Genomic DNA, 26,817 nt, shown 5'->3' on the forward strand with positions numbered 1-26,817 from the left:
TAGCCGCGATAACGCTGATCGCGGCTAAAGCCCCTCCCACATGACGGAACTAGGGCTGCAACACCGACGACACCAGCAACTGCGAATAGGGATGCTGCGGGTCATCGAGAATCTGGTCAGTGAGACCGGCCTCGACCACATGGGAGCGGCGCATCACCATCAGCCGATCCGCCAGCAAGCGCGCCACGGCCAGGTCGTGGGTGACGATCACCACCGCCAGGTCCAGCTCGCGCACCAGGCCGCGCAGCAGGTCGAGCAGGCGCGCCTGCACCGACACATCGAGGCCGCCGGTGGGCTCGTCCATAAAGATCAGCCGTGGGCTGGAAACCAGATTGCGAGCGATCTGCAAGCGCTGCTGCATGCCGCCGGAAAAGGTGCGCGGCAGGTCGTCGATACGCAGCGGGTCGATCTCCACCTGTTTCAGCCAGTCGATGCCGGCCGCGCGCAGCTCGCCGTAGTGGCGCACGCCCTGGGCCATCAGCCGTTCGCCGATATTGGCCCCGGCCGACACGCCCATACGCAGACCATCACGCGGGTTCTGCTCGACAAAGCCCCACTCGGTGCGCAGCAGCGTGCGCCGCTGCGCTTCGCTGGCGCTGTACAGGTCGACCCAGTTGCCGGCCGTATCGCGGTAACTGACGGAGCCGCGATCCGGCGGGCAGCGCCCGGAGAGCAGGCTAAGCAGGGTCGATTTACCCGAGCCGGATTCGCCGACGATACCGAGCACTTCGCCCGGATACAGATCGAACGACACGCCCTGACAGCCCTTCTCCAAGCCGTACAGGCGGGTCAGATCCCGCACGCTAAACAGCGGCTGCGCCGTGTCGGTGTGCAGGTGCAACTTTTCGGCAGCATTCATTGCTCGCCCTCCTCTAGCTCTTCGAGACTTAGGTCGTCACGGCGTTGCATGCAGTAGTCGGTGTCGGAGCAGACAAAACGTTTGCTGCCGGCGTCGTCGACGATCAGCTCGTCCAGGTAGGAATCCTGACTGCCGCAGAAGGCGCAGCACTCATCCCAGCGTTGGATCTCGAAGGGGTGATCTTCGAAGTCCAGACTCACCACGCGGGTGAACGGCGGTACGGCATACAGGCGCTTCTCACGGCCGGCACCGAACAGCATCAGCGCCGGACTCATGTGCAGCTTGGGGTTATCGAATTTGGGGATCGGTGATGGGTCCATCACGTAGCGCTCGTCCACCGTCACCGGGTAGGCGTAGCTGGTGGCGATATGGCCGAAGGTGGCGATGTCCTCGTACAGCTTGACGTGCATCACGCCGTAATCTTCCAGCGCATGCATGGTCCGGGTTTCGGTTTCCGAGGGTTCGATAAAGCGCAGCGGCTCGGGAATCGGCACCTGATAGACCATGATCTGGTCGCTATTGAGCGGCGTTTCCGGGATGCGGTGGCGGGTCTGGATCACCGTTGCTTCTGGCGTGCGGGTGGTGGTTTTAACCCCAGCCGTGCGGGCGAAGAAGCGACGGATCGACACCGCGTTGGTGGTGTCGTCTGCGCCCTGGTCGATCACCTTGAGTACATCGTCAGCGCCGAGAATTGCCGCCGTCAGTTGCATGCCGCCGGTGCCCCAGCCATAGGGCAGCGGCATCTCGCGCCCACCGAACGGCACCTGATAACCGGGAATCGCCACGGCCTTGAGCAGGCCACGGCGGATCATGCGTTTGGTCTGCTCATCGAGATAGGCAAAGTTATAGCCGACCTCAGTTGCATACTGTGTTTGGGCCTGGGCATTCATGCGCGTTGCTCCTCGGCGGCCGGCTGCTCGCAGGCCTGCTTGCGCAGTTTGCGGATCAGCTCCAGCTCGGATTGGAAGTCGACGTAGTGCGGCAATTTCAGGTGCGAGACAAAGCCGGCGGCCTCGACGTTGTCGCAGTGCATCAGCACAAACTCTTCCTGCTGCGCCGGGCCCTCCACTTCCTCGGCGTATTCGGCCGCGCGCAGCGAGCGGTCGACCAGGGCCATGCCCATGGCTTTACGCTCGGCATAACCGAAGGCCAGGCCGTAGCCACGGGTGAACTGCGCATCGATGCCCTTGCCGCCGACGAACTGGTTAACCATCTCGCACTCGGTCACTTCGATATCGCCCAGCGGTACGGCGAAACCGAGCTCTTCCGGCTCCAGCCAGACCTCGACCTCGCCGATGCGGATCTCCCCGGCAAAGGGGTGATTGCGCCCGTAGCCGCGCTGGGTGGAATAGCCCAGCGCCAGGAGAAAGCCTTCGTCGCCCCGAGCCAGGGCCTGCAGGCGCTGGGCGCGGCTGGCGGGAAAATCCAGCGGCTCGCGGGTGATATCCGGCACCGCAGCGCCGTCATCCGCCTCGCGGGCCATCAGGCCTTCGTCGGCGAGAAAGTCCAGCACCCGTGGGCACGGCGACAATTCAGCCTGTGGGTCGACCTGCGGCCCCGGCTGTTCACCCTCGGCCAACAGCGCGAAATCCAGCAAACGGTGGCTGTAGTCGAAGGTCGGGCCGAGCAGCTGGCCGCCGGGCAGGTCCTTGAAGGTTGCCGAGATACGCCGGGTCAGCTGCATCTGCGTGGTGTCCAGCGCGGCGCTGGCACCGAAGCGCGGCAACGTGGTGCGGTAGGCGCGCAGCAAGAAGATCGCCTCCATCAGGTCACCGGCCGCCTGCTTGATCGCCAGCGCCGCCAACTGCGGGTCATACAACGAGCCTTCGCTCATCACCCGCGCGACCGCCAGCGGCATCTGCTCGCGCACCTGCTCGACGCTGAGTTCAGGAATGGTGGTATCGCCACGGCGTTTCTTCGCCAGCAGCAAATGGGCATTGTCGATGGCGCGCTCGCCACCTTTGACGGCGACGTACATCAGGCAGCCTCCTCGGCATTCAGCAGCACGCGGGTGCTGCGCGGCAGGCCGATGACCTGCTCACCGGCAGCGAAGAAGGCATCCAGACCACGGGGAAAGGCACTGCGCGCCTGGCGCTGCTGCCAGAACGCTGCCGGCAGCGGCAGCTCGACACAGCGCACATCCTTGATGCCCGGCCCGCGCCAGCGCAGGGGCGCGCCATTGCGGAGGGCATCGAGCTGGATCAGCAAGGTGCAGGATTGGTCCGGATAGCGCTCGCTGCCATTGTCGAAGGCCGACAGGTCCGTCAGCTCGCTTTCATCGAGCAGGGCAAACAGCGCCAACTCACGCTCGGTGACAATCGGGCAACCGCAGTGGAACGCCAGGTTGGCGCGGATCGCCGGGGTGTCGAAACGCGGCGCCAGCCACAGCGGCGTGTCGCCATCGAGAAACGCCAGGCACAGGGCGTAGGTTGCCGGATGCAGGTTTTCCAGGGCCAGGGCGCGGTTCAGCGGTTGCGCCAGGCCTGGCTCGGACAGGGCCTTGAGGGCGCTGCGGAAGCTGGTCTGCGCATCCAGCACCGGGTCGTTGAAAGCCGGTTGCAGCCATTGCGAGCTATTCGCCGCGTTCATCAGTCTTCTCCTCTGACCAGGGTGAAGAATTCCACCTGGGTGGTTGCGGTTGCTGCGGCCTTGGCCGCCTGTTGGGCGTGCTGTGCAGCCGCCAGGGGTTCGATCAGTCGGATCAACCAGTGCGGCTGTTCGGCACCCTGCAAATGCGCGTCGGCCAGGGCCGCCAGTTCGGCGTGCTGCTTGTCGCGGCCAGCCACGTAGCTGTAACCGGTGCGGCCATCGGCCAAGCGCACCACGCAGCGGGTCACGCTCATCTCGCCGAGGTTGAACGGGCTGCCGGTGCCACCCATGCGTCCGCGCACCAGGGTCATGCCAATTTCCGGGGCACGGATCAGGCGGTACTCGGCTTCCTTCAACGCCGACTCGTAAGCCGCCAATTGGCCGCCGGCGCGGGCGAGTACGCCCATCCAGCGCTGGCGGGTGGCGATGTGCGGGTCGCTGTGCTGCATGTCGCTGTGCGGTCTATCGCGGTTCATCAACAAGCCTCCATCAAAGGGCGAGCTGGTACTGGAAGCGGTCGGCGCGGCTGGTCGATAACGACAGCTCCACCGGCCGTCCGGCCAGATCGCGGGAAAGGGTTTGCACGCTCAGCAGCGGCGCGTGCCGGGGCATCAACAGGCGCGCGGCCTCATCACGGCTGGGCAGGCGCGCGCCGATCAGGCTGAAAGTGCGGGTCAGCGGCATGCCGCGCTGACTGAGGTAATGGCGCAGCGAGCCGCCCTGGTAGTCGGCGAGCAGCTCGCTATGTTCGGTGCTGAAGGCATGCCGAATCAGGCTGACGGGTTGGCCTTCAATCAGGCGCAGGGTGCTCAGTTCCAGCAGTTGCGCACCGCTGGGCAGTTGCAGGTATTCACGCTCCTCACATCCGGCTGGGCGCAGGCGGCTTTCCAGCAATTGCGCCTCGACCTTGTGGCCGAGCGCCGAGAGCGAGGCGCTGTAGGCACTGCGGGCCTGCATCGGATAGATCAGCGGTTTGGCCAGCACCCGCGTGCCCTTGCCCTGCTGGCGCAGCAGGCGGCCTTCGAGCACCAGCTCATCCACCGCGCGGCGCAAGGTGTGGCGGTTGACCGCAAAACGCGCCGCCAGCTGCACCTCGGCCGGCAGGTAATCGCCGGGGCTCATGCGCTGCAGCTCATCGCGCAGCACGGCGGCCAGTTCGCGGTACAGCGGCTCGGGTTGTCTAGACAAGTGCATGGCTAATAAAGGGCATCCGCAGATGCCCGCTCTCCGTCAGATAAATTGTTTGCGCAGGCGCTGCGAGATGATGTCCAGCAGGCTGACCACCAGGATGATCACGATCAGCAAGGCGCAGGTCTGGGCGAACTGGAAGCCGCGAATCGCTTCCCAGAGAATCACCCCGATGCCGCCAGCGCCGACCATGCCGACCACCGTTGCTGAGCGCACGTTGGATTCGAAGCGGTACAGCGAGTAGGAAATCCACAGCGGCAGGACCTGCGGAATCACCCCGTAGATGACTTCCTGCAGCGCGCTGGCGCCGGTGGCGCGTACGCCTTCAACCGGGCCCGGATCGATGGCCTCGACCGCCTCGGCAAAGAGTTTGGCGAGCACCCCGGTGGTGCCGATAAACAGCGCCAGCACCCCAGCGAACGGGCCCAGGCCAACCGCCACCACGAAGAGCATGGCGAAGACCATTTCATTGATCGAACGGCAGGCGTCCATCACCCGACGGATCGGCTGGTAAACCCACCACGGCACGATGTTTTCCGAGCAGAGAATGCCCAGCGGGATAGCCAGAACAATCGCCAGCACCGTGCCCCATAGGGCGATCTGCACGGTGACGATCATCTCTTTGAGGTACAGCTCCCAGTTGCTGAAATCGGGCGGAAAGAAGTCCGCGGCAAAGGTCGCCATGTTGCTGGAGTCGCGGATCAGCGCCAGCGGATTCATCTCCGCGCCCTGCCAGGACCAGGCCAACACAACGAAGAACAGCCCCCAGCCGCTCAGCTGCAGCCAGGAACGCTTGGCAATCAGGTCGGGCGTGGGTGCGGTGGTCAAAGTGGTCATAACAACATCTCGAATCAAGCGGCAGAAAGAACCTGCCCGGCAGGTGTGCCGGGCAGGGAGCAGCTATTAACCGGCGCTGGCTGGGCTCTGCTTGGCGATTTCAGCCATGCGCTTTTCCAGCTTGGCCAGCTCGGCATCCAGCTCCTTGAGCTGAGCCTGCTTGTCAGCAGCATTGAGCTTTTCGTTGTTAGCCACTTCAGTGCGCTTCTTGAACAGTTCCAGCTGGCGGATCGGCAGCAGCTGATCGTCATCGGAAGCCTTGAACTTGGCCCACTGCAGACCTGCCAGAACTTTCTGCTCGGCCGGCTCGTCGCCGTAGGTCATAAAGAATTCACGCAGCTTGTTCTTAGTGGCGTCATCCAGGTTCTTGCGCCATACCATCGGGTCGGACGGGATCAACGGCGAGGTCCAGATCACTTTCAGTTGAGCGGCCTTGTCCGGCGCAGTCACTTCAAGACGCTCCATGCCTTCGCTGTTGAAGGTGCCGATATCGACCTGCTTGTTCGCCACCGACAGGGCGTTGACTTCATGGCTGCCGTTGAGCGCGCGCTTGAAGATCTTGTTGGCGTCGGCGTTGTTCTGCGCAAACACGTAGTAGCCCGGTACCAGATAGCCCGAGGTAGAGTTCGGGTCGCCGTTGGCGAAGGTCAGGGTCTTGGCGTTTTTCAGCATGTCCTCGATCGAATTGATCGGGCTGTCCTTGTGCGCCACCATCAGGCTGTAATAGCCCTGAGTGCCGTTAGCGGCGACGGTCTGGGCGAAGATCTGCCCATTGGCGCGGTCCACTGCTTCCATCGCGGCCTTGTTGCCGTACCAGGCCATGTCGACCTTGTCGAAACGCATGCCCTGGATGATCCCGGCGTAGTCAGGGGCGAAGAAGGCTTTGATCTTCAGGCCGGTCTGCTGGCTCATGTCCGCTAGGAAGGGGTCCCACATGCTTTTCAGGTTTTGCGACGACTCGGTGGAGATGATGCCGAAATTGATTTCCTGCTCAGCGGCTTGGGCGGCGCCCAGAACCGAACCGGCCAGCAGCGTGGACGCGGCGAGAACGCGACTGATACGTTTGAACATGCAAAGCACTCCTAGTGCAGATGGACATACAGGGGTTGGCATAACAGGGAAGCAGCTCAGGCCTTGGCCAGAGCCAGCGGGACTTTCGGCTTGCGCGCACGGCGCGGTTTCTCGGCGGTTTGCGGCTCAGCTAGCAGCTCGGCCCCGTAAAGATCGTTAAGGAAGTTGGGATGCAGCTCGGCGGCGGCGCCGTCGTAATGAATACGCCCCGCTTTCAACGCCACGGCGCGCTGGCAATAACGCATGGCGTAATCAACCTGATGCAGGGTGACCACCACGGTGGTGCCGTCTTCACGATTGATGTCGGCAAGAATCTGCATGACCTTGCGCGCGGACTCGGGGTCGAGCGAGGCAATCGGCTCGTCGGCCAGAATCACCTTGGCGCGCTGGCACAGGGCACGGGCAATCGCCACGCGCTGTTGCTGGCCGCCAGATAGAGTCGAGGCGCGCTGCTGCGCCAGATCCGCTAGGCCGACACGGGCCAGGGCCTGCAGTGCACGCTGCTTTTCTTCGGTATTGAACAGACCGAGGGTGCCGCGCCAGCGCGGCATGCGCCCCAGGCAACCAAGCAGCACGTTCTGCAGCACGCTGAGGCGGCCGACCAGATTGAACTGCTGGAAGATGTAACCGATGTCAGCGCGCAGACGACGCACTTCGCCATTCAGCCGGCCTGCGGCCTGCACTTCACGGCCCAGCACTTGAATGCTGCCACCGCCGCTGCGATCGCAGCAGGCCAGGCCGGCAACATGACGCAGCAAGGTCGACTTGCCGGAGCCCGAGGCTCCGATCAGCGCCACCATTTCACCGGGTTCTACGGACAGCGCCAGATCAAACAGCGCCTGCTTGCGGCCGAACGTTTTGTTCAGGCTCTCAACCCGGATCACTGCGTTCATGGAATGCCTCCTTTCTATTAGCGGTTACACCGCGGCGTGAAGCCGCCTTCTGGTGTAGACCAAGGTAGGCAAATCCTGTGTCAGACCGATTAATGGGCCGTGACACTTACGTGACCATTGCTTGAAGTTTTTCCTACGCGCAGCCGGTTTCCCTTGCTTTTTGCACAGTACGGCGCATTTCTGATGACTGGTGCTGGCATAACGCCTTTACCCATCGCAAAATGCGACACGCGATTGGCGTCAATTTACCGACCTCGCGACTGCAGAGTCATACTTGATCTAAGCGGCTTTCTGGCTGAACGGTTAGTGCTATAGGTGGTCAAACCGGTGACAATCCTATAGCCCATTGCCAGTATCGCTTTCCTAAACTAACCGGTTTAATGTACGCGCCCTATGAAACCAGCACTCTATTCCAGCCGCACCGCTGACAAATTCGTAGTTCGTCTGCCCGATGGCATGCGCGAACGTATTGCGGATGTCGCACGCAACCATCACCGCAGCATGAACTCGGAGATCATTGCTCGCCTCGAGCAAAGCATGCTCCAGGAAAGCTCTCTGGGTGATGACCTCAACATGCGCTTGGACAGCCCAGATCTGTCCTTGCACGAGCGTGAGCTGCTGCAACGCTTCCGCCAGCTATCACGCCGTCAGCAGAATGCCCTGGTGGCATTGATTGCTCACGACGCCGAGATGGCTGCCGAAGAAGCCTGACTGCGCTGCACAACGAAAAAACCGGCCTAGGCCGGTTTTTTTGCTGCCAATAAAAAATGGCCTGGTGCCATTTTTAACGTTGCACCGCAACGGCCTGCAAGGTGGCCGCAAGGAATGGCAGGCAATAAAAAACCGCCCTAAGGCGGTTTTTTATTGCCGTGTTAATCAGCCGACAAAGCTGAGCAGCACACCCGCCGCCACTGCCGAGCCGATCACCCCGGCCACGTTCGGACCCATGGCGTGCATCAACAGGAAGTTCTGCGGGTTGGCTTCCAGCCCAACCTTGTTCGACACCCGCGCCGCCATCGGCACCGCAGACACCCCGGCCGAACCAATCAGCGGGTTGATCTTGTTGCTGCTGAACATATTCATCAGCTTGGCCATCAACACCCCCGCAGCAGTACCGGCGCAGAACGCCAGCATGCCCAAACTGAGGATGCCCAGGGTTTTCAGCTGCAGGAAGGAGTCTGCCGACAACTTCGAACCCACGGTCAGACCTAGGAAGATGGTGACGATATTGATCAGCGCGTTGCGCGAGGTATCGGCCAGGCGCTCGACCACACCGGCCTCACGCAGCAGATTACCAAGAGCGAACATGCCGATCAGCGGCGCAGCATCGGGCAGCAGCATGCCGATCAGCAGGCACAGCACGATCGGGAAGATGATCTTCTCAGCCTGCCCAACAGGGCGCAGCTGCTGCATAACGATGGCGCGCTCTTCCTTGGTGGTCAGCGCGCGCATGATCGGCGGCTGAATCAGCGGCACCAGCGCCATATAGGCATAGGCCGCCACGGCAATCGGGCCGAGCAGATGCGGAGCCAGCTTGGAGGTCACGAAAATCGAGGTTGGGCCGTCGGCACCGCCGATGATGGCGATGGATGCAGCTTCCTTGAGGGTGAACTCAAGCCCAGGAATACCCAAGGCTGTCAGCGCCAGCGCGCCCATCAGCGTGCCGAAAATCCCGAACTGCGCCGCAGCCCCGAGCAGTAGGGTCTTGGGGTTGGCCAGCATCGGCCCGAAGTCGGTCATAGCGCCGACGCCGAGGAAGATCAGCAGCGGGAAGATACTGGTGGGCAGGCCCACCTCGTAGATCATGTGCAGGAAACCCGCACCCTCGGCCATATTGGCTACCGGGATGTTGGCCAGCAGACCGCCAAAACCAATCGGCAACAGCAGCAGCGGCTCGAAGCCCTTCTTGATCGCCAGATAGATCAGCAGGATGCACACCGCCATCATAAACAGCTGACCCGGCTCGACGTGGTACAGGCCGGTGCTCTGCCAAAGCTTGAGGAGCTTATCCATTACCGCGCTCCCTTAACCGATGGTCAGCAGGCTGTCGCCCACCGCCACCGCATCACCTACCTTGACGTTGACCGCACCAATGGTGCCGGCCTTGAACGCACGGATCTCGGTTTCCATCTTCATGGCTTCGAGGATGATCACCAGCTGCCCTTCTTCCACGGCATGACCTGGCTGCACCAGTACCTTGAAGATGTTGCCGGCCAGCGGGGCATTCTGCGGCTCGCCGGCACCAACTGGCGCAGCTACTGCTGCCGCGGAATTAGCGCCACCACCGACAGCCTTGAGCCCTTCGATATCGCCGCCTTCGTTGACTTGTACTACATAGGACTTGCCGCCCACTTCAACGGTGTAGATCTCGGGCTTGCCGGCTTCACGAGCAGGTGCTTCTTTGCCGGTCGGCGCCGGCTCGAAGGCCGCCGGGTTGCCGCGGTTTTCCAGAAACTTCAGGCCGATCTGCGGGAACAGGGCGTAGGTCAGCACGTCGTCGATTTCATCGGCGGCCAGCTTGATGCCCTTCTCTTTGGCAATGCCCTTGAGTTCGGCAGTCAGTTTGTCCATTTCGGCTTCGAGCAGATCGGCCGGGCGGCAGGTAACGGCTTCAGCACCATCCAGTACGCGCGCCTGCAACTCTTTATTGAAAGGCGCCGGCGCTGAACCGTATTCACCTTTCAAGATGCCGGCGGTTTCCTTGGTGATCGACTTGTAACGCTCACCGGTTAGCACGTTGATCACCGCCTGGGTACCAACGATCTGCGAGGTCGGGGTCACCAGCGGGATAAAGCCGAGGTCTTCACGCACGCGCGGGATCTCAGCGAGCACTTCGTCGAACTTGTCCTGGGCGCCCTGCTCTTTCAGCTGGCCTTCCATATTGGTCAACATGCCGCCCGGCACCTGGGCGACCAGAATGCGCGAATCGACACCCTTGAGGTTGCCCTCGAACTTGGCGTACTTTTTTCGCACTTCACGGAAGTAGGCGGCAATTTCTTCGAGCAGCTCCAGGTTAAGCCCGGTATCGCGCTCAGTGCCCTGGAACATCGCCACCACAGACTCAGTCGGCGAATGGCCATAGGTCATCGACAACGAGGAAATAGCGGTGTCGACATTGTCGATGCCAGCTTCCACGGCCTTAAGAATGGCCACAGACGACAGCCCAGCAGTAGCGTGGCACTGCATATGAATCGGGATTGACAGGGTCGCCTTCAGGCGCGTCACCAGTTCGAATGCGGTGTAGGGCGTCAGAATGCCGGCCATGTCCTTGATGGCCACCGAATCGGCGCCCATGTCTTCGATCTGCTTGGCCAGATCGACCCACATTTCCAGGGTATGCACCGGGCTGGTGGTGTAGGAGATGGTGCCCTGAGCATGCTTGCCCAGCTGCTTGACCGCTTTGAGCGCGGTCTGCAGGTTGCGCGGATCGTTCATCGCGTCAAACACGCGGAACACATCAACGCCATTGAACGCGGCGCGCTCGACGAACTTTTCCACCACGTCATCGGCGTAATGGCGATAGCCCAGCAGATTCTGCCCGCGCAGCAGCATTTGCTGACGGGTGTTAGGCATGGCCTTTTTCAGCTCGCGGATGCGGTGCCATGGGTCTTCGCCCAGGTAACGAATGCACGCATCGAAGGTCGCGCCACCCCAGGACTCGACGGACCAGAAGCCGACCTGATCAAGTTTGGGCGCGATTGGCAGCATGTCTTCCAGGCGCACGCGGGTGGCCAGGATCGACTGGTGGGCGTCACGCAGCACCACATCAGTAATTCCGAGTGCTTTCTTTACGGCAGTCATACAGATGCTCCCTGTCGAACCTGGCTCACCCGCGGCGGGCGCGGTGCTGGTGAATAGCGGATTGGATAGCGGCTAGCACATCAGCGCTCGGCTCGTCGGAGGCCGGCTTGACTGCCGATGGCACAGATACGGGAATTGGTGCTTTGACGGTAAAACGCTCGATAACCCACGACATCACGCGGATCATCAGCACCAATAGCATCAGAAAGAGAAATACGGTGCCCAGGCCGAACAGCATGAGCTCGACACCCTCGAGGAGGAGTTCACTAGGGGTCATCTTGGCTCCATTACCAGCTACGTGCGAGCTGCGTTAATTATTAGATAGGAGCGCCCGGGAGCTGATCCCGGGCAAAGCTGGCGAACCTTAGCGTGAAACGAGCGTTTGAAGCAAACCCAACCCTGGCTGATGAGACATTTTCTGTAGAGAAAGCGTCATCGAACTAGAGCAGGAACAGACTGGCCAAACCCAGGAAGATAAAGAAACCACCGCTATCGGTTACCGCAGTGATCATCACACTGGCGCCCAAGGCTGGATCACGGCCCATACGCACCAGCGTCATGGGGATCAACACCCCCATCAGCGCGGCCAGCAGCAGGTTGAGCACCATCGCGGCCGTCATCACCACGCCCAGCGACCAGCTGTCGTAGAGCAGGTAGGCCACCACGCCAATCACCCCACCCCAGACGATACCGTTAACCAGGCCCACGCCCAGTTCCTTGCGAATCAGGCGCGAGGTATTGCCGGTACTGACCTGATCCAGCGCCATGGCGCGCACGATCATGGTGATGGTCTGGTTACCCGAGTTGCCACCGATGCCCGCAACAATCGGCATCAGCGCCGCCAGGGCGACCAGCTTCTCGATGGAATCTTCGAACAGACCGATCACCCGCGACGCCATAAAGGCGGTGACCAGGTTGATCGCCAACCAGGCCCAGCGGTTGCGCAGGGATTTCCACACCGAGGCGAAGATGTCTTCTTCCTCGCGCAGACCGGCCATATTGAGGACTTCGCTTTCGCTCTCCTCACGGATCAGGTCGACCATCTCATCGATGGTCAAACGGCCGATCAGCTTGCCGTTCTTGTCCACCACCGGCGTAGAGATCAGGTCGTAACGCTCGAACGCCTGCGCGGCGTCGTAGCCATCCTCATCGGGATGAAAGCTCACCGGGTCGGTGGCCATGACTTCGCTGACCAGCTTCTCCGGGTCATTGACCAATAGGCGTTTGACCGGCAGCACGCCCTTAAGCACGCCGTCGTAATCGACCACAAACAGCTTGTCGGTATGCCCTGGCAGCTCCTTCAGCCGGCGCAGGTAGCGCAACACCACTTCCAGGCTGACATCTTCGCGGATGGTGACCATCTCGAAGTCCATCAGCGCACCGACCTGATCTTCCTCGTAGGACAACGCCGAGCGCACGCGCTCGCGCTGCTGCGCATCGAGGGTTTCCATCAGCTCATGCACAACATCGCGCGGCAACTCGGAGGCCAGGTCGGCCAGCTCGTCGGCGTCCATGTCCCTGGCGGCCGCGAGAATTTCGTGGTCGTCCATGTCCGCGAGCAGGGTTTCGCGCACTGCATCGGACACTTCGAGGAGGATGTCGCCGTCGCGCTCGACCTTGACCAGCTGCCAGACCGTCAGGCGGTCATCAAGCGGCAAGGCTTCGAGGATGTGGGCAACGTCGGCGGAGTGCAGCTCATCGAGCTTGCGTTGTAATTCGGCGAGGTTCTGCCGATGCACCAGGTTTTCCACCCGGTCGTGGTGCTGGCCTTCCTGACGATGAGTCAGGTCTTCGACCAGCTTGTGCCGATGCAACAGCTCGACCACCTGGGCCAGGCGATTTTGCAGGCTTTCTTGCGGCTTTTTTGCTTCTACTTCAGTCATGGCGCGCTCCACCCCCAGCGGCAGCGCACGCCACAGAGGGTCAATCAGTCAACACGTGATTGCACAATCGAGATTCAGAGTAACTACTGGGTAAGTCCATGGTGGTTTTCCACAAGCCCCGGCGGGGCTGACGCCGCGAATGATACCACCGCCCAGGCGCTTTGCATGTGACAAAAACAATCCTAGAACAAGCGCTTGCACGACAAACTTAAGCGCGCCTGCACATCTGTAACTGCGACGTGCCAGGCACTGGCAAAGGCACGCCTGGCGCGGACAAAGCCATCGACTACCCTTGCACATGGACCGTCACGGAGGACGCACCATGCATGGAATGCACTGCGCAGCTTTCTGCGCCATTCTGCTTTGCCCGCTGCCCACACTCAGCTCAACCGTATTTCGCTGCGAAGACGCCAAAGGCCACGTCACCTTCACCCGCCAGGGTTGCCCCAGCGAACACAGCCAAAGCCTGCAACAGGCCTATAACCCCACACCCGGCAGCGGTAAACCGGTGCCATTAGCCAAACCGCGCAAGGCCAGCCGCGAGAGCAAGAAGAAAGATGAACCTGAGCTGACAGTGATCGGCGTTAAGCAGCATGGCTGCGGCAACCACCTGAACAGCAGCGAACGGCGCGCCGCCATCATCAAGCAGCAGGTACGCCTGGGCATGAGCCGCAGCGATGTCGAGAGCAGCCTCGGCAAGCCTGACAAGGTCACCGAGCAGAACGGCCAGACGCGCTACGTTTATCAGGGCAAGAAAGGCAACAAGCGCAACGTCAGCTTCGATGAAGCCGGCTGCGTCAAAGGCAAGGCCAAACGAAAATCGGCGAATAAAAAATGATCGGAAGTCATTTTTAACGTCACACAGCGACGACCCGCCGGGTGGCCGCCATAAATGGCAGGCAATAAAAAAAGGGCCTGCATCGCTGCAGGCCCTTCTTGTTTGGTGCACTCAGGAGGATTCGAACCTCCGACCGCTCGGTTCGTAGCCGAGTACTCTATCCAGCTGAGCTATGAGTGCAATTGGCGCTTTTTAACCAGATCACCGCTGGTTGAAACAAAATGGCCTGCATCACTGCAAGCCATTTCGATTTGGTGCACTCAGGAGGATTCGAACCTCCGACCGCTCGGTTCGTAGCCGAGTACTCTATCCAGCTGAGCTATGAGTGCAATTGGCGCTTTTTAACCAGATCACCGCTGGCTGAAACAAAATGGCCTGCATCGCTGCAAGCCATTCCGATTTGGTGCACTCAGGAGGATTCGAACCTCCGACCGCTCGGTTCGTAGCCGAGTACTCTATCCAGCTGAGCTATGAGTGCATGTAACGCTTGCACTGTAGACTTCTAAATCAACGCCTACAGCACTAAATAATGGCGGAGAAGGGGGGATTCGAACCCCCGACACCCTTTTGAGATGTACTCCCTTAGCAGGGGAGCGCCTTCGGCCACTCGGCCACCTCTCCGCAACACGGGGCGCATGATAACCATGTTTTCCCCGTTTGCAAAGCCAAAATTTCGATAAAAATTAGTGGCTTGGTTCTTCGCCTTTCTCTTTCTGGATGCGCTGGTAAATTTCTTCGCGGTGCACGGCAACCTCTTTCGGCGCGTTAACGCCAATGCGCACCTGATTACCTTTAACGCCCAACACGGTGACAGTGACTTCGTCACCCACCATCAGGGTCTCTCCGACCCGGCGAGTCAGAATCAGCATTCCTTTCTCCTTACGGATTTCAGTTCAGGACAACAGCAGTCTGCAAAAAAGAAAATGGTGGCAGCCCCGAACATCTCAAGCAGAGCCTTCACCCAAGTATTGACTAGTGTGAGCAGAAAGAAAGTTCCTGCTCATGCCAACCAAAAAGACAAAAGGCGCGGGATAAACCGCGCCTTTCGGATAATGCCTCAGTCGCCCTGACGGGCCGGGGCATCCAGTTCAAAAGCAGTGTGCAGGGCGCGCACCGCCAACTCCAGATATTTCTCCTCGATTACCACCGAGACTTTGATCTCCGAGGTGGAGATCATCTGGATATTGATGTTTTCCTTGGCCAGCGCCTCGAACATACGACTCGCAACACCGGCGTGGGAACGCATGCCGACGCCAACGATGGACACCTTGGCAATCTTGGTGTCGCCGATCACTTCACGCGCGCCCAGCTCGCGAGCGGTGTTTTCCAGCACCTGCTGCGCCGCGGTGTAGTCATTGCGGTGCACGGTGAAGGTGAAATCGGTGGTGTTATCGTGCGCAACGTTCTGCACGATCATGTCCACTTCGATGTTCGCAGCACTAATAGGACCGAGAATTTTGAACGCCACGCCCGGGATGTCCGGTACGCCACGGATGGTCAGCTTGGCTTCGTCGCGGTTAAAAGCGATGCCGGAGATGATCGGCTGTTCCATGGATTCCTCTTCATCAAGGGTAATGAGGGTGCCCGGCCCCTCTTGGAAGCTGTGCAGCACGCGCAGCGGGACGTTGTACTTGCCGGCGAATTCCACCGAACGAATCTGCAGCACCTTGGAACCGAGGCTGGCCATTTCCAGCATCTCTTCAAAGGTGATTTTTTCCAGACGCTGGGCCTGCGGCACCACACGCGGGTCGGTGGTGTAGACACCATCAACGTCGGTGTAGATCTGGCACTCATCAGCCTTCAGCGCAGCAGCCAGCGCCACACCCGTGGTGTCGGAACCGCCGCGCCCGAGCGTGGTGATATTGCCGTGCTCGTCGACACCCTGGAAACCCGCCACCACCACCACACGACCGGCCTTGAGGTCGGCACGCAGCTTCTGGTCATCGATCTGCAGAATGCGCGCTTTGTTGTGCGCACTGTCAGTCAGGATGCGCACCTGGTTGCCGGTATAGGACACCGCCGGTACGCCAATCTTGATCAGCGCCATGGCCAGCAGGGCAATCGTCACCTGCTCGCCGGTAGAGACCATCACGTCGAGTTCACGCGGTACCGGCTGACCATCACTGACCTGTTTGGCCAGATCGATCAGGCGATTGGTTTCACCGCTCATGGCGGAAACCACAACCACAATGTCATCGCCGTTTTCGCGGAATTTCTTCACCTTCGCGGCTACCTGCTGAATACGCTCAACAGTGCCGACGGAGGTGCCGCCAAATTTCTGTACGATCAAAGCCATTTCAAAGCCGCCTCAGCCCGTGAAGGGCGCCCATTAAACATACAACTCAATACCCTGCCAAGGCCCGCCGGGCGTATACCGGGCCTTGGGCTGTAGATCTGAGGAATCAGGCGTTTACAGACCCTGCTCGGCGAAAGCCACCGCCAACGCCAGCGCACCATCGAGAGCCGCTGCATCAACGCCGCCGCCCTGAGCCATATCCGGACGACCGCCGCCTTTACCGCCAACAGCAGCAGCTGCCTGCTTCATCAGCTCACCGGCTTTCAGCTTGGCGGTCAGATCCTGGGTCACGCCGGCCACCAGCACGACCTTGTCGTCCTGCACGCCGCCAAGCAGGATCACTGCACTGCCGAGTTTGTTTTTCAACTGATCGACCATCGCAAGCAGCGCCTTGCCGTCCAGACCGTCGAGACGCGCCGTCAGCACCTTGATACCTTTGACGTCGACAGCCGAACCCGCCAGGTCATTGCCTGCCGCGCTAGCGGCCTTGGCCTTGAGCTGCTCCAGCTCTTTTTCCAGCTGACGGTTGCGTTCCAACACACCGGCAAGCTTGTCCAGCAGATTGTCGCGACTGCCTTTGACCAGCGCCGCGGCTTCTTTCAGCTGCTCTTCCGCGCCGTTCAGGTAAGCAAACGCCGCCGCACCGGTAACCGCTTCAATTCGACGCACGCCAGCCGCCACACCGCTTTCGCTGATGATCTTGAACAGGCCGATATCGCCGGTACGCTTGACGTGGGTACCGCCGCACAGTTCAACGGAGAAGTCACCGCCCATGCTCAACACGCGCACCTGATCACCGTACTTTTCACCGAACAGCGCCATGGCACCTTTGGCCTTGGCGGTTTCGATGTCGGTTTCCAGGGTTTCGACTTCGCTGTTACCGCGCACTTCACGGTTGACGATGGTTTCCAGCTCTTTCAGCTGCGCTGGAGTGATCGCCTCGAAGTGGCTGAAGTCAAAACGCAGACGCTGACTGTCGACCAGCGAGCCCTTCTGGGTCACGTGCTCGCCTAGTACCTGACGCAGCGCCGCATGCAGCAAGTGGGTAGCCGAGTGATTGAGCGCAGTGGCCTGACGCACGCTGGCATCGACTTCGGCCTTGACCGAGGTGCCGACGCTCAAACCGCCTTTGGCCGCAACGCCGTGGTGCAGGAATGCGCCGCCAGCCTTGGTGGTATCACGCACATCGAAACGCACGCCCGCGCCTTCAAGGAAGCCACAGTCACCGACCTGACCACCGGACTCGGCGTAGAACGGCGTCTGGTCGAGGACTACTACGCCCTCCTCGCCTTCGCCCAGACTGTCGACTGCCTGACCGGCCTTGAACAGGGCAATGATCTTGCCGCTGCCGCTGGTGCCCTGATAGCCGAGGAACGCGGTATCGCTGTCGACCTTGACCAGGCTGTTGTAGTCCATGCCGAACGCGCTGGCAGAACGGGCGCGCTCGCGCTGCGCCTGCATTTCGCGCTCGAAACCTTCTTCGTCCAGGGTCAACTCGCGCTCACGGGCGATGTCGCCGGTGAGGTCCATCGGGAAGCCGAAGGTGTCGTACAGTTTGAAGATCACATCGCCCGGAATCACCGTGCCTTTGAGCTCAGCCAGATCCTGCTCGAGAATCTTCAGGCCCTGCTCCAGGGTCTTGGCGAACTGCTCTTCTTCGGTTTTCAGCACGCGCTCGATATGCGCCTGCTGCTGTTTCAGTTCCGGGAAGGCATCGCCCATCTCGGCTACCAGCGCGGCAACGATCTGGTAGAAGAAGCTGCCCTTGGCGCCCAGCTTGTTACCGTGGCGGCAGGCGCGACGGATGATGCGGCGCAGCACGTAGCCACGGCCTTCGTTGGAAGGCGTCACACCGTCGGCGATCAGGAAGCCGCACGAGCGAATATGGTCAGCCACCACTTTCAGCGAAGCCTGGGCTTCATTGGCGCAGCCGATAGCCTTGGCTGCTGCATTCAGCAGGCTTTGGAACAGGTCGATCTCGTAGTTCGAGTTGACGTGCTGCAACACAGCGCTAACGCGCTCCAGGCCCATGCCGGTGTCCACACTCGGCGCCGGCAGCGGGTGCAATACGCCGTCTGCGGTGCGGTTGAACTGCATAAAGACGTTGTTCCAGATTTCGATATAGCGGTCACCATCTTCCTCTGGCGAACCGGGTGGGCCGCCCCAGATGTGCTCGCCGTGGTCGAAGAAAATCTCGGTGCACGGGCCGCACGGGCCGGTGTCGCCCATGGTCCAGAAGTTGTCGGATGCGTACGGCGCACCTTTGTTGTCGCCGATGCGGATCATGCGCTCGGCCGGGACGCCGATTTCCTTGTTCCAGATATCAAAAGCTTCATCGTCAGTGGCGTAGACAGTAACCCAGAGTTTCTCCTTGGGCAGGTTCAGCCAGTTTTCGCCGGTGAGGAATTCCCAGGCGAAGTGAATGGCATCGCGCTTGAAATAGTCGCCAAAGCTGAAGTTGCCGAGCATTTCGAAGAAGGTGTGGTGACGTGCGGTGTAACCGACGTTTTCCAGATCGTTGTGCTTGCCGCCTGCACGCACGCACTTCTGGCTGGTGGCGGCACGGGTGTAGGCGCGCTTTTCCAGGCCGAGGAAGCAATCCTTGAACTGGTTCATCCCCGCGTTGGTGAACAGCAGGGTCGGGTCATTGCCCGGAATCAGGGAGCTGGAGGCGACACGGGTGTGTCCCTTCTGTTCGAAGAAGCTGAGGAAGGCTTCACGGATTTCTGCGCTTTTCATAGGAATCTTCCAAAAACCAGCGGCCACGACAAAGCCGGCAAAGGGCCGCATTATATCGGGCCTGAGCTAGGGGGCTAGTGCCTTTATTGATAGAGAGCGACTATTCATCGCCCCAAGACAATCAATTCCGGCGAAATTCGGCGAAGGCTGCGACCACCTGATCAATATCCGCAGGGGCAATATCCAAGTGAGTGACCATGCGCAGCCGCGGCGCGGCGGTAAGCTTGATCCCGCGCTCGGCGCAGAAGGCTTTCAGCGCGTCGGCCTGCTCGCCCACCTGGGCGTAGACCATATTGGTCTGCACCGGCTCCACATCGTAACCCAGCTCGCGCAAGCCGGCAGCCAATCGCTCGGCATTGGCGTGATCCTCGGCCAGGCGCGCCACCTGATACTGCAGCGCATACAAACCTGCCGCAGCGAGCATACCGGCCTGACGCATACCGCCGCCGACCATTTTGCGCAGCCGCCGCGCCTTGCCGATCAGCTCGACCGAGCCGCACAGCACCGAGCCAATTGGTGCGCCGAGCCCCTTGGACAGGCACACCGAGACCGAATCGAAGTACTGGGTAATCTCCCGTGCCGGCACGCCCAGCTTGACCGCCGCGTTATACAAGCGCGCGCCATCCAGATGCAGGGCCAGGCCGCGTCGCGTGGTCAGTTCACGCGCCGCCTGCAGATACGCCTGCGGCAGCACCTTGCCCTGCATGGTGTTTTCCAGCGCGAGCAGGCGGGTGCGGGCGAAGTGGAAGTCATCCTGCTTAATAGCAGCTTCGACCTTGGCCAGGTCCAGCGAGCCATCGGCTTCGCCCTCAATCGGCTGCGGCTGGATCGAGCCAAGCACCGCTGCGCCGCCACCTTCGTATTTATAGGTGTGCGCCTGCTGACCGACTATATATTCGTCGCCGCGCGCGCAATGGGCCATTAGCCCGAGCAGATTACTCATGGTACCGGTGGGTACAAACAGCGCAGCTTCAAAACCGAGCTCGGCGGCCAGGTACTGCTCCAGACGGTTCACCGTAGGGTCTTCGCCATACACGTCATCGCCAAGCTCGGCGGCCTGCATGGCCTCGCGCATGCCTGGAGTCGGCTGAGTGACGGTGTCGCTGCGCAGGTCGATTACGGGCATGGCGGGCAGTCCTTAGACGGGGCTAAAGCCCGATGCTAAAGCGCGCCACTCAGGCAAACAAGGTACAGATCAGGCGAGAAAACGCAGGACAGATTGCACCAATAAATCGCTTTACGATCTCGCGAGCTAGAGCAATGCAAGGCGAAAACAGGCGAGGAAGCGGAGTGTACTGCTGTACATGAGCATTCCGAGCCTGCTTTCAACGCAGCAGGGCCGACGCGCAGCAGATCGTAACTGGCTCAGGCTAGTTGCACGTCTTCGGCGGGGACTATCAGGATGCCGGCGCGCAGGCCGTTCTTGACCTTGGGATTGGGGAAGATGATGCGTGCGCCAGGTTCATCCACCACCCAACGGGTATCAGCCAGGTCTTCAGCCAGCAGGTAGCCAAGCGGCAACTCACTGAAGTTCTCGATATCCGCTGGCAGGTGCAGTTTGAAGGCGTCGCTGTGCTTAATCACTTCGCGCGCTACGGCAAATAACTTGAGCTCGCCCAGATCATCAGTGGCACCTTCGAGCTCACGACCTTCGATCAGCGCCTGCAGGTGCAGTTCGAGCAGGTCGAGGTTGACCAGTTCGTTCTGCCCAAACGGCCGTGCCTTGCCCAGCTCCAGGGTGAAGGCTTCCGCCCCAAGCTGGGTATAGGTGTAGGCGCTGAAAGTGATCGAACTCTTGTTGTGCAGCAGCACCGCCTCAATCCCGGCAGCGCTCAAGCGCGCCAGTTCACGCTGGCTGCGCGGGCGGCCTTCCTGAAACGGGTAAAGGGCGAACTGCTCGATCTTCGACGCGCGAATCGCGGTGTGCAGGTCGTAATGCAGGCGGGTGCGCTCTGGCTTGCTGAAGAAGGTTGCGGCCAGATGTTCCAGATCACAGGCACGCAACGCTTCGGCACCGGTGTGCTGATCGTGACGACCGTTGAACAGACGGTTGATGTCCTGCTCGATATAACGCTCACCGCTGCGCATGGCAGCCGGGTTACCGAACAGAAAGAGAATGCGAGCGCGCGGTTTCAACTGGTTGCGGGCAATGCCCTGCAACAGGCGGTCGAGCAATTCAATCGGCGCGGTTTCGTTGCCATGGATGCCGGCAGACAGCAGCAGGTCCAGGCCATTGTCGCTGGCCACCGGCGGCGTTATTTCCAACGCGCCTTCGGCCAGCCAACGCAAACGCGTGCCCTCGGGGGTCAGCTGAATCTTCGCTGCCGGTTCGTGGCCGGCCAGGGTCAGTTCAAGCAGTTTGCCGAGGGCGAGCATAGGCGTTTCCTCAGAGCGTCAAAGAGCTCTTAGTGGTTGCAGTCAGGACCGTGCACGTGATCGTCGCCTTCGTCCAGGCCAGCGGCTTCCATTTCCAGCTCCAGGCTGACCAGGTTGGTGGCCAGCGGGCGCAGCAGCAGGTTAGCGTACTCAGCAGCGCCCTCCTCCACGTCCACACCGATCATCAGCTGGTTGTTGCCAACCTGCTGGAACCAGATTTCCTGGCCCTGCCAGATCACGGCAAAGCGCGTGCAGGAGGTTTCCAGCTGGGTGCCGTCAGTGTCTTCGAGGATCAGTTGCAGGGCGTCGGACATGGTAATAAGTACTCAATCAAGCTAATTGGAATGGATAAACCGCGCCCAGTTTAAGGATCTGCGTCAGTTCGTCCAAGGCCGCACGGCACTCGTTAAGCAATTGTGGGTCAGCCAGATCGTTTTCGCTCAGGCGATCACGGTAGTGCTTGTCGACCCAGACGTTGAGGCTGTCGTGCAGAGTTGGGGTCATGATCACGCCCTGATTGACCGCCGCCAGCTCGTGCTCCTTGAGCGCCACGCGCAGGCGCAGGCAAGCCGGGCCACCGCCGTTCTGCATGCTCTGCTTGAGGTCGAACACCTTGACCTCGCGAATCGGCCCATTACCGCTGGTCAGTTGCTCCAGGTAGCGCCAGACATTGCCGTTGTTGCGGCACTCTTCTGGCACGATCAGCAACATGCCGCCATCGGCGCGATTGAGCAGCTGGCTGTTGAACAGGTAAGACTTGACCGCATCCTCCACCGTCACCGCATCACGCGGCACACACACGGACTGGAAGTTGCCGCCACGGCGGGCAAGCTTGTCGCTCAGCTCGGCCAGCACCTTGTCGGTGTCGAGGAAGGCGTCCTGGTGATAGAACAGCACCTCGCCATTGCCTACCGCGATCACGTCGTTGTGAAACACGCCCTGATCGATCACCGCTGGCGCCTGCTGGGCGTAGACCACGCCGTCATCACTCAGACCATGCAGACGGGCAACCGCCTGCGAAGCTTCCAGAGTCTGCCGCGCCGGGTAGCGCTGCGGCGCCGGGAAGCGGCTGTCGAAGGCACTGCGGCCGAAGACGAAGAACTCCACACCGGCATCGCCGTAACCTTTGCAGAAGCGCGTGTGGTTGGCCGCGCCTTCATCACCGAACTGACCGACTGCCGGCAACGCCGCGTGGTGAGCGAAGTGCTGCTCGTTGGCGAACATTGCGCCGAGCACACGGCTGGTGGTCGGGTGTTCGATCGAGCGGTGGAATTTGCAGTTGAGGTTGGCGGCGGTGAAATGCACGCGACCATCCGCAGTATCAGCACTCGGGCTGACGGTGCAGGCGTTGGCCGTCCACATGCTGGAAGCCGAGCAACTGGCGACCAGCAGCGGCATGGCGTCTTTCGCGGCTTTCTGGATCACCTGCGCGTCGGTGCCGGGAAAGCCCAGGCTGCGCAGCACGGCGACATTCGGGCGTTCCTGCGGGGCCAGTACGCCCTGCTTGAAGCCCATTTCCATCAAGGCCTTCATCTTGGCCAGGCCCTGCTTGGCTGCTTCTTTCGGGTTGGACGCGGCCTGGCTGTTGCTCTGCGAGGCGACGTTGCCGTAGGACAGGCCACCATAGTTGTGAGTCGGCCCGACCAGACCGTCGAAATTCACTTCAAATGCATTGCTCACAGGCTAACTCCGGGTGTCAGGGTGGCGGGCAGGCTCAGGCTGTCGGATTCCAGCGAGGCCACCGGGTAGGCGCAATAATCGGCTGCGTAATAGGCACTGGCGCGGTGGTTGCCAGAGGCGCCCACACCGCCGAATGGCGCGGTGCTGGCGGCACCGGTCAGCTGTTTGTTCCAGTTGACGATACCGGCGCGGCTTTGCAGCCAGAACTGCTCATAGCGCGCCTTGGAGTCGGACAACAGGCCAGCGGCCAGGCCGTACTGGGTATTGTTGGCCTCAACGATGGCCGCATCGAAATCGGCGTAGCGAATCACCTGCAGCAGCGGGCCGAAGAACTCTTCATCCGGGCGATTGGCGACCTCAGTCACATCGATGATGCCCGGAGTAAGCAAGGCGGCACCGGCTAGCGGCTGAGTCATCTCCAGCAGCGGCTTGGCGCCCTGGGTCAGTAAATGCTGCTGCGCCTTGATCAGGTGCTGCGCGGCGGCCAGGGAAATCACCGAGCCCATAAAGGGCGCAGGCTGGGCGTCGAAACTGCCGACCTTGATGCTGGCGGCAACCTCCACCAGGCGCTCCAGCAGGCTGTCGCCCCAGGCGCCTTGCGGCACCAGCAGACGGCGGGCACAGGTGCAGCGCTGGCCGGCGGAGATAAAGGCCGACTGAATGATGGTGTACACGGCTGCATTGAGATCAGCGACCTGATCCACCACCAGCGGGTTGTTGCCGCCCATTTCCAGGGCAAGGATCTTGTCCGGGCGACCGGCGAACTGGTTGTGCAGCAGGTTGCCGGTACGGCTGGAGCCAGTGAAGAACAGGCCGTCGATGCCGTCATGCGCGGCCAGGGCCACACCGGTATCGCGCGCACCTTGCACCAGGTTGAGCACGCCCGCCGGCAGACCGGCTTCGATCCAGTACTTGACCGTCAGCTCGGCGACTTTCGGAGTCAGCTCGCTAGGCTTGAACACCACGCAGTTACCCGCCAGCAGCGCCGGCACGATATGGCCGTTAGGCAGGTGACCGGGGAAGTTGTACGGGCCAAACACAGCGACCACGCCATGCGGCTTGTGCCGCAGCACGGCGGTGGCGTCGGCCAGCGGGCCGCTCTTCTCACCGGTGCGCTCGCGGTAGCTCTGGATCGAGATGGCAACCTTGTTGACCATGCTGGTGACTTCAGTGGCGGTTTCCCACAGCGGCTTGCCGGTTTCTTCACCGATGCAGTGGCCCAAGGCGTCGGCATGGCTTTTCAGGGTGGCGGCAAACTGTTCGAGCACGGCGATGCGTTCATCCAGCGAGCGCGAGGCCCAGGCTGGGAATGCAGCACGCGCGGCCTGTACGGCAGCGTCAACCTGTGCGGCGCTGGCAGCAGAGCCTTGCCAAATGGCTTCCTGGCTGACCGGGTTGAGCGATTCCAGGGCTTCGCCCTGACCTGCGTGCCAGGCACCGGCAATGTAATGAGTGCTCATCTTGTTTTATCACTCCCAGCAAGGTGTAGACCCGGCCTGCGCCGGATCGGCAAATAGAGACAGCTGCGTCGCACTACTTGGGCAAGCAGCCTTTAGCCGCGGGCGGAAACCGCTACCGCACGCACCTGATCGCCCGCCGACATCTGCAGGCGCTTGGCGGTTTGCGCATCGACCACCAGGGTGCCGGCGGCCAGGCGCGCCGGCGCTGCGGTAATCCGGCAATCCTCGCGCTTGCGGTTGTGAATCAGGAAACGCGGCGCGTCATCGCCCGGGGTGCCGACGGCCAGCACCAGTACCTGGCTGTCCTGCACGGCGCGGATCTTCGCGGTCTGCGCTTCAATAGCCGGGCCGGCGTCGAAGATGTCGACATAGCCCTGATAGCTGAAACCCTCGCCCTTGAGCATGGCCAGCGCCGGCTCGGTATCCGGGTGAACGCGACCGATGATGTTGCGCGCATCCTCCGAGAGGAAGCAGGTATAGAGCGGAAACTTGGGCATCAGCTCGGCGATAAAGGCCTTGTTGCCCACGCCGGTGAGGTAGTCGGCCTGACTGAACTCCATCTTGAAGAAATGCCGACCGAGGCTTTCCCAGAATGGCGAACGGCCCTGCTCATCGGACATGCCGCGCATTTCGGCAATCACCTTGTCGCCGAACAGCTCGCGGAACTCGGCAATAAACAGAAAGCGTGCCTTCGACAGCAACCGGCCATTCAGGCCGCTGCGCTGGTCGCTGCGCAAAAACAGCGAGCACAGCTCGGAGTTGCCAGTCAGGTCGTTGGCGAGGAACAGCGTCGGCACCTGGCGGTGGATCTGCAGCTCCTGCGAGGCGCTGACGGTCAAGCCGACCCGGTAGTTGTACCAGGGCTCGCGCAGGCCAACGGCGCCAGCAACGGCGGAGATACCAACCACCTCGCCGTTGTCGTCTTCGAGCACGAACAGGTAGTCGGCATCGGCACGCGCGGCTTCGCCACGGAAGGTTTTCTCGGCCCAGCCAACGCGGTGCGCCAGGCGCTCCTCATTAGCGGGCAGCGTAGTCAGGCCAGCGCCGGTACTGCGCGCCAGCTGAAACAGGGCCGGCAGATCGGCGCTGCGGACGGGACGAACGATCATGCGCTAACTCCTTAAACCGCAACCAGGCGTACGCTGACGCCTTCGCCGACGCCCAGGGCCTCGGCGGCCGCCAAACTCAGGGTGACCGGCTTGCCAGGCACCCAATCAAGATCCACAACGATGGCGCGGAAATCCTGCAGCTGGCCGTTACTCACCAGATATGGCCGGCCGCCTTTGACCGGCTCACCGATGCGCAGCGGCACTACGCGGCTCTGGGCAATCGAACGGATGCCCGAGGTGCGCGCATGCAGAGTCGGGCCACCATCGAAGATATCGATGTAGTGGTCGGTCTCGAAGCCTTCACGCATCAGAATGTCGAAGCTGATCTGCGCCCGTGGATGCACTTGGCCCATGGCTTCTTGCGCCTCATCAGGCAGCAGCGGCACGTAGATCGGGTAATGCGGCATCAATTCGGCAAGGAAGGTGCGGCTCTTCAAACCACACAGGCGCTCGGCCTCGGTGTAGTTCATGTCGAAGAAGTTGCGCCCCACCGCATCCCAGAACGGCGAATCACCGGCCTCGTCGCTGTAACCGACGATTTCCACCACCAGCGCATCGGCAAAACGCTCCGGGTGGTTGGCGAGAAACAGCAGGCGACCACGCGAATTGAGTTCGGACCAGGCGGTGTTCACCAGCGGGCGCTCGACGTAGAAGCTGGTCAGCAGGCTGTTGCCAGTCAGGTCGTGGCACAGCGAGAGCACGTGGATCTTGTTATGGATCTTCAGCTCGCGGGAGTTGTGCACGAAAGTTTCATTACGAAAGCTGTAGAACGGCTCGGAGTAGCCGGCCGAAGCGACGATGCCGGAGCAACCGACCAGGCGACCGCTCTCAGTGTCTTCAAGAACGAAGAAGTAGCTTTCTTCACCGTTGAAGCTGACTTCGGCGGCAAACGAAGCCTCCGAGGCAGCAATCTTTTCGCGCAGACGATCAGCGTCGTCCGGCAGTGAAGTCACACCAACCGGGCTGTCCGCGGCGAGACGCTGCACTTCAGTGAGGTCGGCCATTTGCGCGGGGCGCATCACCAGCATGGTGCCACTCCTTTTGATAAAAGCTCCAAGCTGCCCAAATCGGGCGGCCTAGAGAAAACCGCAACAAACGCTGCGGCACACACAGAGACGGGCTTCCTTGCTGTTAGCTCAACCCATCCATGGGTCGAGCGGGCGCAGCCTGATCCGCCGCGTTAACGACGGATCGGGCC

At 61.2% G+C, this 26,817-nt stretch carries 25 protein-coding genes and 4 tRNA genes; 2 read left to right on the top strand and 27 right to left on the bottom strand.

The window, feature by feature from the left end; all coding sequences use genetic code 11:
* Nucleotides 1-49: 49 nt before the first annotated feature.
* From phnK to phnC, 9 genes are all read right to left on the bottom strand, one after another.
* A complete protein-coding gene (gene phnK, locus ACQ4LH_RS10150; protein ID WP_430697063.1) occupies nucleotides 50-859 on the bottom strand; it encodes a phosphonate C-P lyase system protein PhnK in 810 nt (269 codons plus the stop codon).
* The gene (locus tag ACQ4LH_RS10155; protein ID WP_430697064.1) at nucleotides 856-1,749 is read right to left on the bottom strand and encodes an alpha-D-ribose 1-methylphosphonate 5-phosphate C-P-lyase PhnJ; all 894 of its coding nucleotides are present in this window, start codon (nucleotides 1,747-1,749) and stop codon (nucleotides 856-858) included. Before ACQ4LH_RS10155 ends, phnK begins: the two co-directional genes overlap by 4 nt.
* On the bottom strand, nucleotides 1,746-2,837 hold the full coding sequence (locus ACQ4LH_RS10160; RefSeq protein WP_430697065.1) for a carbon-phosphorus lyase complex subunit PhnI: 1,092 nt from the start codon (nucleotides 2,835-2,837) through the stop codon (nucleotides 1,746-1,748). Before ACQ4LH_RS10160 ends, ACQ4LH_RS10155 begins: the two co-directional genes overlap by 4 nt.
* Nucleotides 2,837-3,448 carry a phosphonate C-P lyase system protein PhnH gene (gene phnH / locus ACQ4LH_RS10165; RefSeq protein ID WP_430697066.1) on the bottom strand — a complete coding sequence of 204 codons (612 nt, stop codon included), beginning with the start codon at nucleotides 3,446-3,448 and terminating at the stop codon, nucleotides 2,837-2,839. The genes ACQ4LH_RS10160 and phnH overlap by 1 nt, the downstream gene beginning before the upstream one ends.
* Entirely contained in the window at nucleotides 3,448-3,897 is a 450-nt protein-coding gene (gene phnG, locus ACQ4LH_RS10170) for a phosphonate C-P lyase system protein PhnG (protein ID WP_430697258.1), read from the bottom strand. The genes phnH and phnG overlap by 1 nt, the downstream gene beginning before the upstream one ends.
* Nucleotides 3,898-3,937: 40 nt before the next feature.
* Nucleotides 3,938-4,642 (bottom strand): phosphonate metabolism transcriptional regulator PhnF, encoded by a 705-nt coding sequence (gene phnF, locus ACQ4LH_RS10175; protein WP_430697067.1) that lies wholly within the window; start codon nucleotides 4,640-4,642, stop codon nucleotides 3,938-3,940.
* Nucleotides 4,643-4,678: 36 nt separating this feature from the next.
* Nucleotides 4,679-5,473: a phosphonate ABC transporter, permease protein PhnE gene (gene phnE, locus ACQ4LH_RS10180; RefSeq protein WP_430697068.1), complete on the bottom strand. Its 795-nt coding sequence runs from the start codon at nucleotides 5,471-5,473 to the stop codon at nucleotides 4,679-4,681.
* 66 nt (nucleotides 5,474-5,539) lie between these two features.
* The gene (gene phnD / locus ACQ4LH_RS10185) at nucleotides 5,540-6,544 is read right to left on the bottom strand and encodes a phosphonate ABC transporter substrate-binding protein (RefSeq protein WP_430697069.1); all 1,005 of its coding nucleotides are present in this window, start codon (nucleotides 6,542-6,544) and stop codon (nucleotides 5,540-5,542) included.
* Nucleotides 6,545-6,600: 56 nt separating this feature from the next.
* Nucleotides 6,601-7,437 carry a phosphonate ABC transporter ATP-binding protein gene (gene phnC, locus ACQ4LH_RS10190; protein ID WP_430697070.1) on the bottom strand — a complete coding sequence of 279 codons (837 nt, stop codon included), beginning with the start codon at nucleotides 7,435-7,437 and terminating at the stop codon, nucleotides 6,601-6,603.
* A gap of 393 nt (nucleotides 7,438-7,830) precedes the next feature.
* Here phnC and ACQ4LH_RS10195 point away from each other — a divergent pair, with 393 nt between their 5' ends.
* Nucleotides 7,831-8,148 carry an Arc family DNA-binding protein gene (locus ACQ4LH_RS10195; RefSeq protein WP_136665818.1) on the top strand — a complete coding sequence of 106 codons (318 nt, stop codon included), beginning with the start codon at nucleotides 7,831-7,833 and terminating at the stop codon, nucleotides 8,146-8,148.
* 165 nt (nucleotides 8,149-8,313) lie between these two features.
* Here ACQ4LH_RS10195 and ACQ4LH_RS10200 read toward each other — a convergent pair whose 3' ends face one another.
* The 4 genes from ACQ4LH_RS10200 to mgtE all read right to left on the bottom strand — a co-directional run bounded on the left by ACQ4LH_RS10200 (nucleotide 8,314) and on the right by mgtE (nucleotide 13,121).
* The gene (locus tag ACQ4LH_RS10200) at nucleotides 8,314-9,450 is read right to left on the bottom strand and encodes a sodium ion-translocating decarboxylase subunit beta (protein ID WP_411175206.1); all 1,137 of its coding nucleotides are present in this window, start codon (nucleotides 9,448-9,450) and stop codon (nucleotides 8,314-8,316) included.
* Nucleotides 9,451-9,462: 12 nt separating this feature from the next.
* Nucleotides 9,463-11,238 carry a sodium-extruding oxaloacetate decarboxylase subunit alpha gene (gene oadA / locus ACQ4LH_RS10205; RefSeq protein ID WP_430697071.1) on the bottom strand — a complete coding sequence of 592 codons (1,776 nt, stop codon included), beginning with the start codon at nucleotides 11,236-11,238 and terminating at the stop codon, nucleotides 9,463-9,465.
* Nucleotides 11,239-11,263: 25 nt separating this feature from the next.
* Entirely contained in the window at nucleotides 11,264-11,515 is a 252-nt protein-coding gene (locus ACQ4LH_RS10210) for an OadG family protein (protein WP_430697072.1), read from the bottom strand.
* A gap of 163 nt (nucleotides 11,516-11,678) precedes the next feature.
* The gene (mgtE, locus tag ACQ4LH_RS10215; protein WP_160088107.1) at nucleotides 11,679-13,121 is read right to left on the bottom strand and encodes a magnesium transporter; all 1,443 of its coding nucleotides are present in this window, start codon (nucleotides 13,119-13,121) and stop codon (nucleotides 11,679-11,681) included.
* A gap of 322 nt (nucleotides 13,122-13,443) precedes the next feature.
* Between mgtE and ACQ4LH_RS10220 the strand changes: the two genes are divergently transcribed.
* Nucleotides 13,444-13,959, top strand: coding sequence for a DUF4124 domain-containing protein (locus tag ACQ4LH_RS10220; RefSeq protein ID WP_430697073.1), 516 nt, complete (start codon nucleotides 13,444-13,446; stop codon nucleotides 13,957-13,959).
* A gap of 103 nt (nucleotides 13,960-14,062) precedes the next feature.
* Here the strand turns inward: ACQ4LH_RS10220 and ACQ4LH_RS10225 are convergent.
* The 14 genes from ACQ4LH_RS10225 to aruF form a co-directional block, all read right to left on the bottom strand.
* Nucleotides 14,063-14,139, bottom strand: a tRNA-Arg gene (locus tag ACQ4LH_RS10225).
* A gap of 72 nt (nucleotides 14,140-14,211) precedes the next feature.
* A tRNA-Arg gene (locus ACQ4LH_RS10230) sits at nucleotides 14,212-14,288 on the bottom strand.
* 72 nt (nucleotides 14,289-14,360) lie between these two features.
* Nucleotides 14,361-14,437, bottom strand: a tRNA-Arg gene (locus ACQ4LH_RS10235).
* A gap of 52 nt (nucleotides 14,438-14,489) precedes the next feature.
* A tRNA-Ser gene (locus ACQ4LH_RS10240) sits at nucleotides 14,490-14,580 on the bottom strand.
* A 62-nt stretch (nucleotides 14,581-14,642) separates the two neighbouring features.
* Nucleotides 14,643-14,828, bottom strand: a complete 186-nt coding sequence (gene csrA / locus ACQ4LH_RS10245; RefSeq protein WP_025165378.1) for a carbon storage regulator CsrA — start codon at nucleotides 14,826-14,828, stop codon at nucleotides 14,643-14,645.
* Nucleotides 14,829-15,016: 188 nt separating this feature from the next.
* Nucleotides 15,017-16,255 (bottom strand): aspartate kinase, encoded by a 1,239-nt coding sequence (locus ACQ4LH_RS10250; protein ID WP_304868001.1) that lies wholly within the window; start codon nucleotides 16,253-16,255, stop codon nucleotides 15,017-15,019.
* 114 nt (nucleotides 16,256-16,369) lie between these two features.
* Nucleotides 16,370-18,994, bottom strand: a complete 2,625-nt coding sequence (gene alaS, locus ACQ4LH_RS10255) for an alanine--tRNA ligase (protein WP_430697074.1) — start codon at nucleotides 18,992-18,994, stop codon at nucleotides 16,370-16,372.
* 121 nt (nucleotides 18,995-19,115) lie between these two features.
* Nucleotides 19,116-20,120, bottom strand: a complete 1,005-nt coding sequence (gene ltaE / locus ACQ4LH_RS10260) for a low-specificity L-threonine aldolase (protein ID WP_430697075.1) — start codon at nucleotides 20,118-20,120, stop codon at nucleotides 19,116-19,118.
* A gap of 239 nt (nucleotides 20,121-20,359) precedes the next feature.
* Entirely contained in the window at nucleotides 20,360-21,370 is a 1,011-nt protein-coding gene (gene astE / locus ACQ4LH_RS10265; protein ID WP_430697076.1) for a succinylglutamate desuccinylase, read from the bottom strand.
* Between the two features lie 29 nt (nucleotides 21,371-21,399).
* Nucleotides 21,400-21,684, bottom strand: coding sequence for a topoisomerase II (locus ACQ4LH_RS10270; RefSeq protein WP_430697077.1), 285 nt, complete (start codon nucleotides 21,682-21,684; stop codon nucleotides 21,400-21,402).
* Nucleotides 21,685-21,700: 16 nt separating this feature from the next.
* On the bottom strand, nucleotides 21,701-23,050 hold the full coding sequence (gene astB, locus ACQ4LH_RS10275; RefSeq protein WP_430697078.1) for an N-succinylarginine dihydrolase: 1,350 nt from the start codon (nucleotides 23,048-23,050) through the stop codon (nucleotides 21,701-21,703).
* Nucleotides 23,047-24,510, bottom strand: coding sequence for a succinylglutamate-semialdehyde dehydrogenase (gene astD / locus ACQ4LH_RS10280; protein ID WP_430697079.1), 1,464 nt, complete (start codon nucleotides 24,508-24,510; stop codon nucleotides 23,047-23,049). Before astD ends, astB begins: the two co-directional genes overlap by 4 nt.
* A gap of 92 nt (nucleotides 24,511-24,602) precedes the next feature.
* The gene (gene astA, locus ACQ4LH_RS10285; RefSeq protein ID WP_305590020.1) at nucleotides 24,603-25,619 is read right to left on the bottom strand and encodes an arginine N-succinyltransferase; all 1,017 of its coding nucleotides are present in this window, start codon (nucleotides 25,617-25,619) and stop codon (nucleotides 24,603-24,605) included.
* Between the two features lie 11 nt (nucleotides 25,620-25,630).
* The gene (aruF, locus tag ACQ4LH_RS10290) at nucleotides 25,631-26,647 is read right to left on the bottom strand and encodes an arginine/ornithine succinyltransferase subunit alpha (protein WP_305590019.1); all 1,017 of its coding nucleotides are present in this window, start codon (nucleotides 26,645-26,647) and stop codon (nucleotides 25,631-25,633) included.
* Nucleotides 26,648-26,817 lie beyond the last annotated feature (170 nt).

Source organism: Pseudomonas peli (genome assembly GCF_050563605.1).
Lineage (GTDB): Bacteria > Pseudomonadota > Gammaproteobacteria > Pseudomonadales > Pseudomonadaceae > Aquipseudomonas > Aquipseudomonas peli_A.

Excerpts from the sequence above, each read along its gene's own strand:
- ltaE (WP_430697075.1), bottom strand. The coding sequence starts at position 20,120 with ATGCCCGTAATCGACCTGCGCAGCGACACCGTCACTCAGCCGACTCCA.
- ACQ4LH_RS10270 (WP_430697077.1), bottom strand. The coding sequence starts at position 21,684 with ATGTCCGACGCCCTGCAACTGATCCTCGAAGACACTGACGGCACCCAG.
- phnD (WP_430697069.1), bottom strand. The coding sequence starts at position 6,544 with ATGTTCAAACGTATCAGTCGCGTTCTCGCCGCGTCCACGCTGCTGGCC.
- oadA (WP_430697071.1), bottom strand. The coding sequence starts at position 11,238 with ATGACTGCCGTAAAGAAAGCACTCGGAATTACTGATGTGGTGCTGCGT.
- phnC (WP_430697070.1), bottom strand. The coding sequence starts at position 7,437 with ATGAACGCAGTGATCCGGGTTGAGAGCCTGAACAAAACGTTCGGCCGC.
- phnE (WP_430697068.1), bottom strand. The coding sequence starts at position 5,473 with ATGACCACTTTGACCACCGCACCCACGCCCGACCTGATTGCCAAGCGT.
- ACQ4LH_RS10210 (WP_430697072.1), bottom strand. The coding sequence starts at position 11,515 with ATGACCCCTAGTGAACTCCTCCTCGAGGGTGTCGAGCTCATGCTGTTC.
- astA (WP_305590020.1), bottom strand. The coding sequence starts at position 25,619 with ATGATCGTTCGTCCCGTCCGCAGCGCCGATCTGCCGGCCCTGTTTCAG.
- phnH (WP_430697066.1), bottom strand. The coding sequence starts at position 3,448 with ATGAACGCGGCGAATAGCTCGCAATGGCTGCAACCGGCTTTCAACGAC.
- phnK (WP_430697063.1), bottom strand. The coding sequence starts at position 859 with ATGAATGCTGCCGAAAAGTTGCACCTGCACACCGACACGGCGCAGCCG.
- ACQ4LH_RS10160 (WP_430697065.1), bottom strand. The coding sequence starts at position 2,837 with ATGTACGTCGCCGTCAAAGGTGGCGAGCGCGCCATCGACAATGCCCAT.
- phnG (WP_430697258.1), bottom strand. The coding sequence starts at position 3,897 with ATGCAGCACAGCGACCCGCACATCGCCACCCGCCAGCGCTGGATGGGC.
- csrA (WP_025165378.1), bottom strand. The coding sequence starts at position 14,828 with ATGCTGATTCTGACTCGCCGGGTCGGAGAGACCCTGATGGTGGGTGAC.
- ACQ4LH_RS10155 (WP_430697064.1), bottom strand. The coding sequence starts at position 1,749 with ATGAATGCCCAGGCCCAAACACAGTATGCAACTGAGGTCGGCTATAAC.
- ACQ4LH_RS10220 (WP_430697073.1), top strand. The coding sequence starts at position 13,444 with ATGCATGGAATGCACTGCGCAGCTTTCTGCGCCATTCTGCTTTGCCCG.
- mgtE (WP_160088107.1), bottom strand. The coding sequence starts at position 13,121 with ATGACTGAAGTAGAAGCAAAAAAGCCGCAAGAAAGCCTGCAAAATCGC.
- phnF (WP_430697067.1), bottom strand. The coding sequence starts at position 4,642 with ATGCACTTGTCTAGACAACCCGAGCCGCTGTACCGCGAACTGGCCGCC.
- ACQ4LH_RS10200 (WP_411175206.1), bottom strand. The coding sequence starts at position 9,450 with ATGGATAAGCTCCTCAAGCTTTGGCAGAGCACCGGCCTGTACCACGTC.
- astE (WP_430697076.1), bottom strand. The coding sequence starts at position 21,370 with ATGCTCGCCCTCGGCAAACTGCTTGAACTGACCCTGGCCGGCCACGAA.
- alaS (WP_430697074.1), bottom strand. The coding sequence starts at position 18,994 with ATGAAAAGCGCAGAAATCCGTGAAGCCTTCCTCAGCTTCTTCGAACAG.
- ACQ4LH_RS10250 (WP_304868001.1), bottom strand. The coding sequence starts at position 16,255 with ATGGCTTTGATCGTACAGAAATTTGGCGGCACCTCCGTCGGCACTGTT.
- aruF (WP_305590019.1), bottom strand. The coding sequence starts at position 26,647 with ATGCTGGTGATGCGCCCCGCGCAAATGGCCGACCTCACTGAAGTGCAG.
- ACQ4LH_RS10195 (WP_136665818.1), top strand. The coding sequence starts at position 7,831 with ATGAAACCAGCACTCTATTCCAGCCGCACCGCTGACAAATTCGTAGTT.
- astD (WP_430697079.1), bottom strand. The coding sequence starts at position 24,510 with ATGAGCACTCATTACATTGCCGGTGCCTGGCACGCAGGTCAGGGCGAA.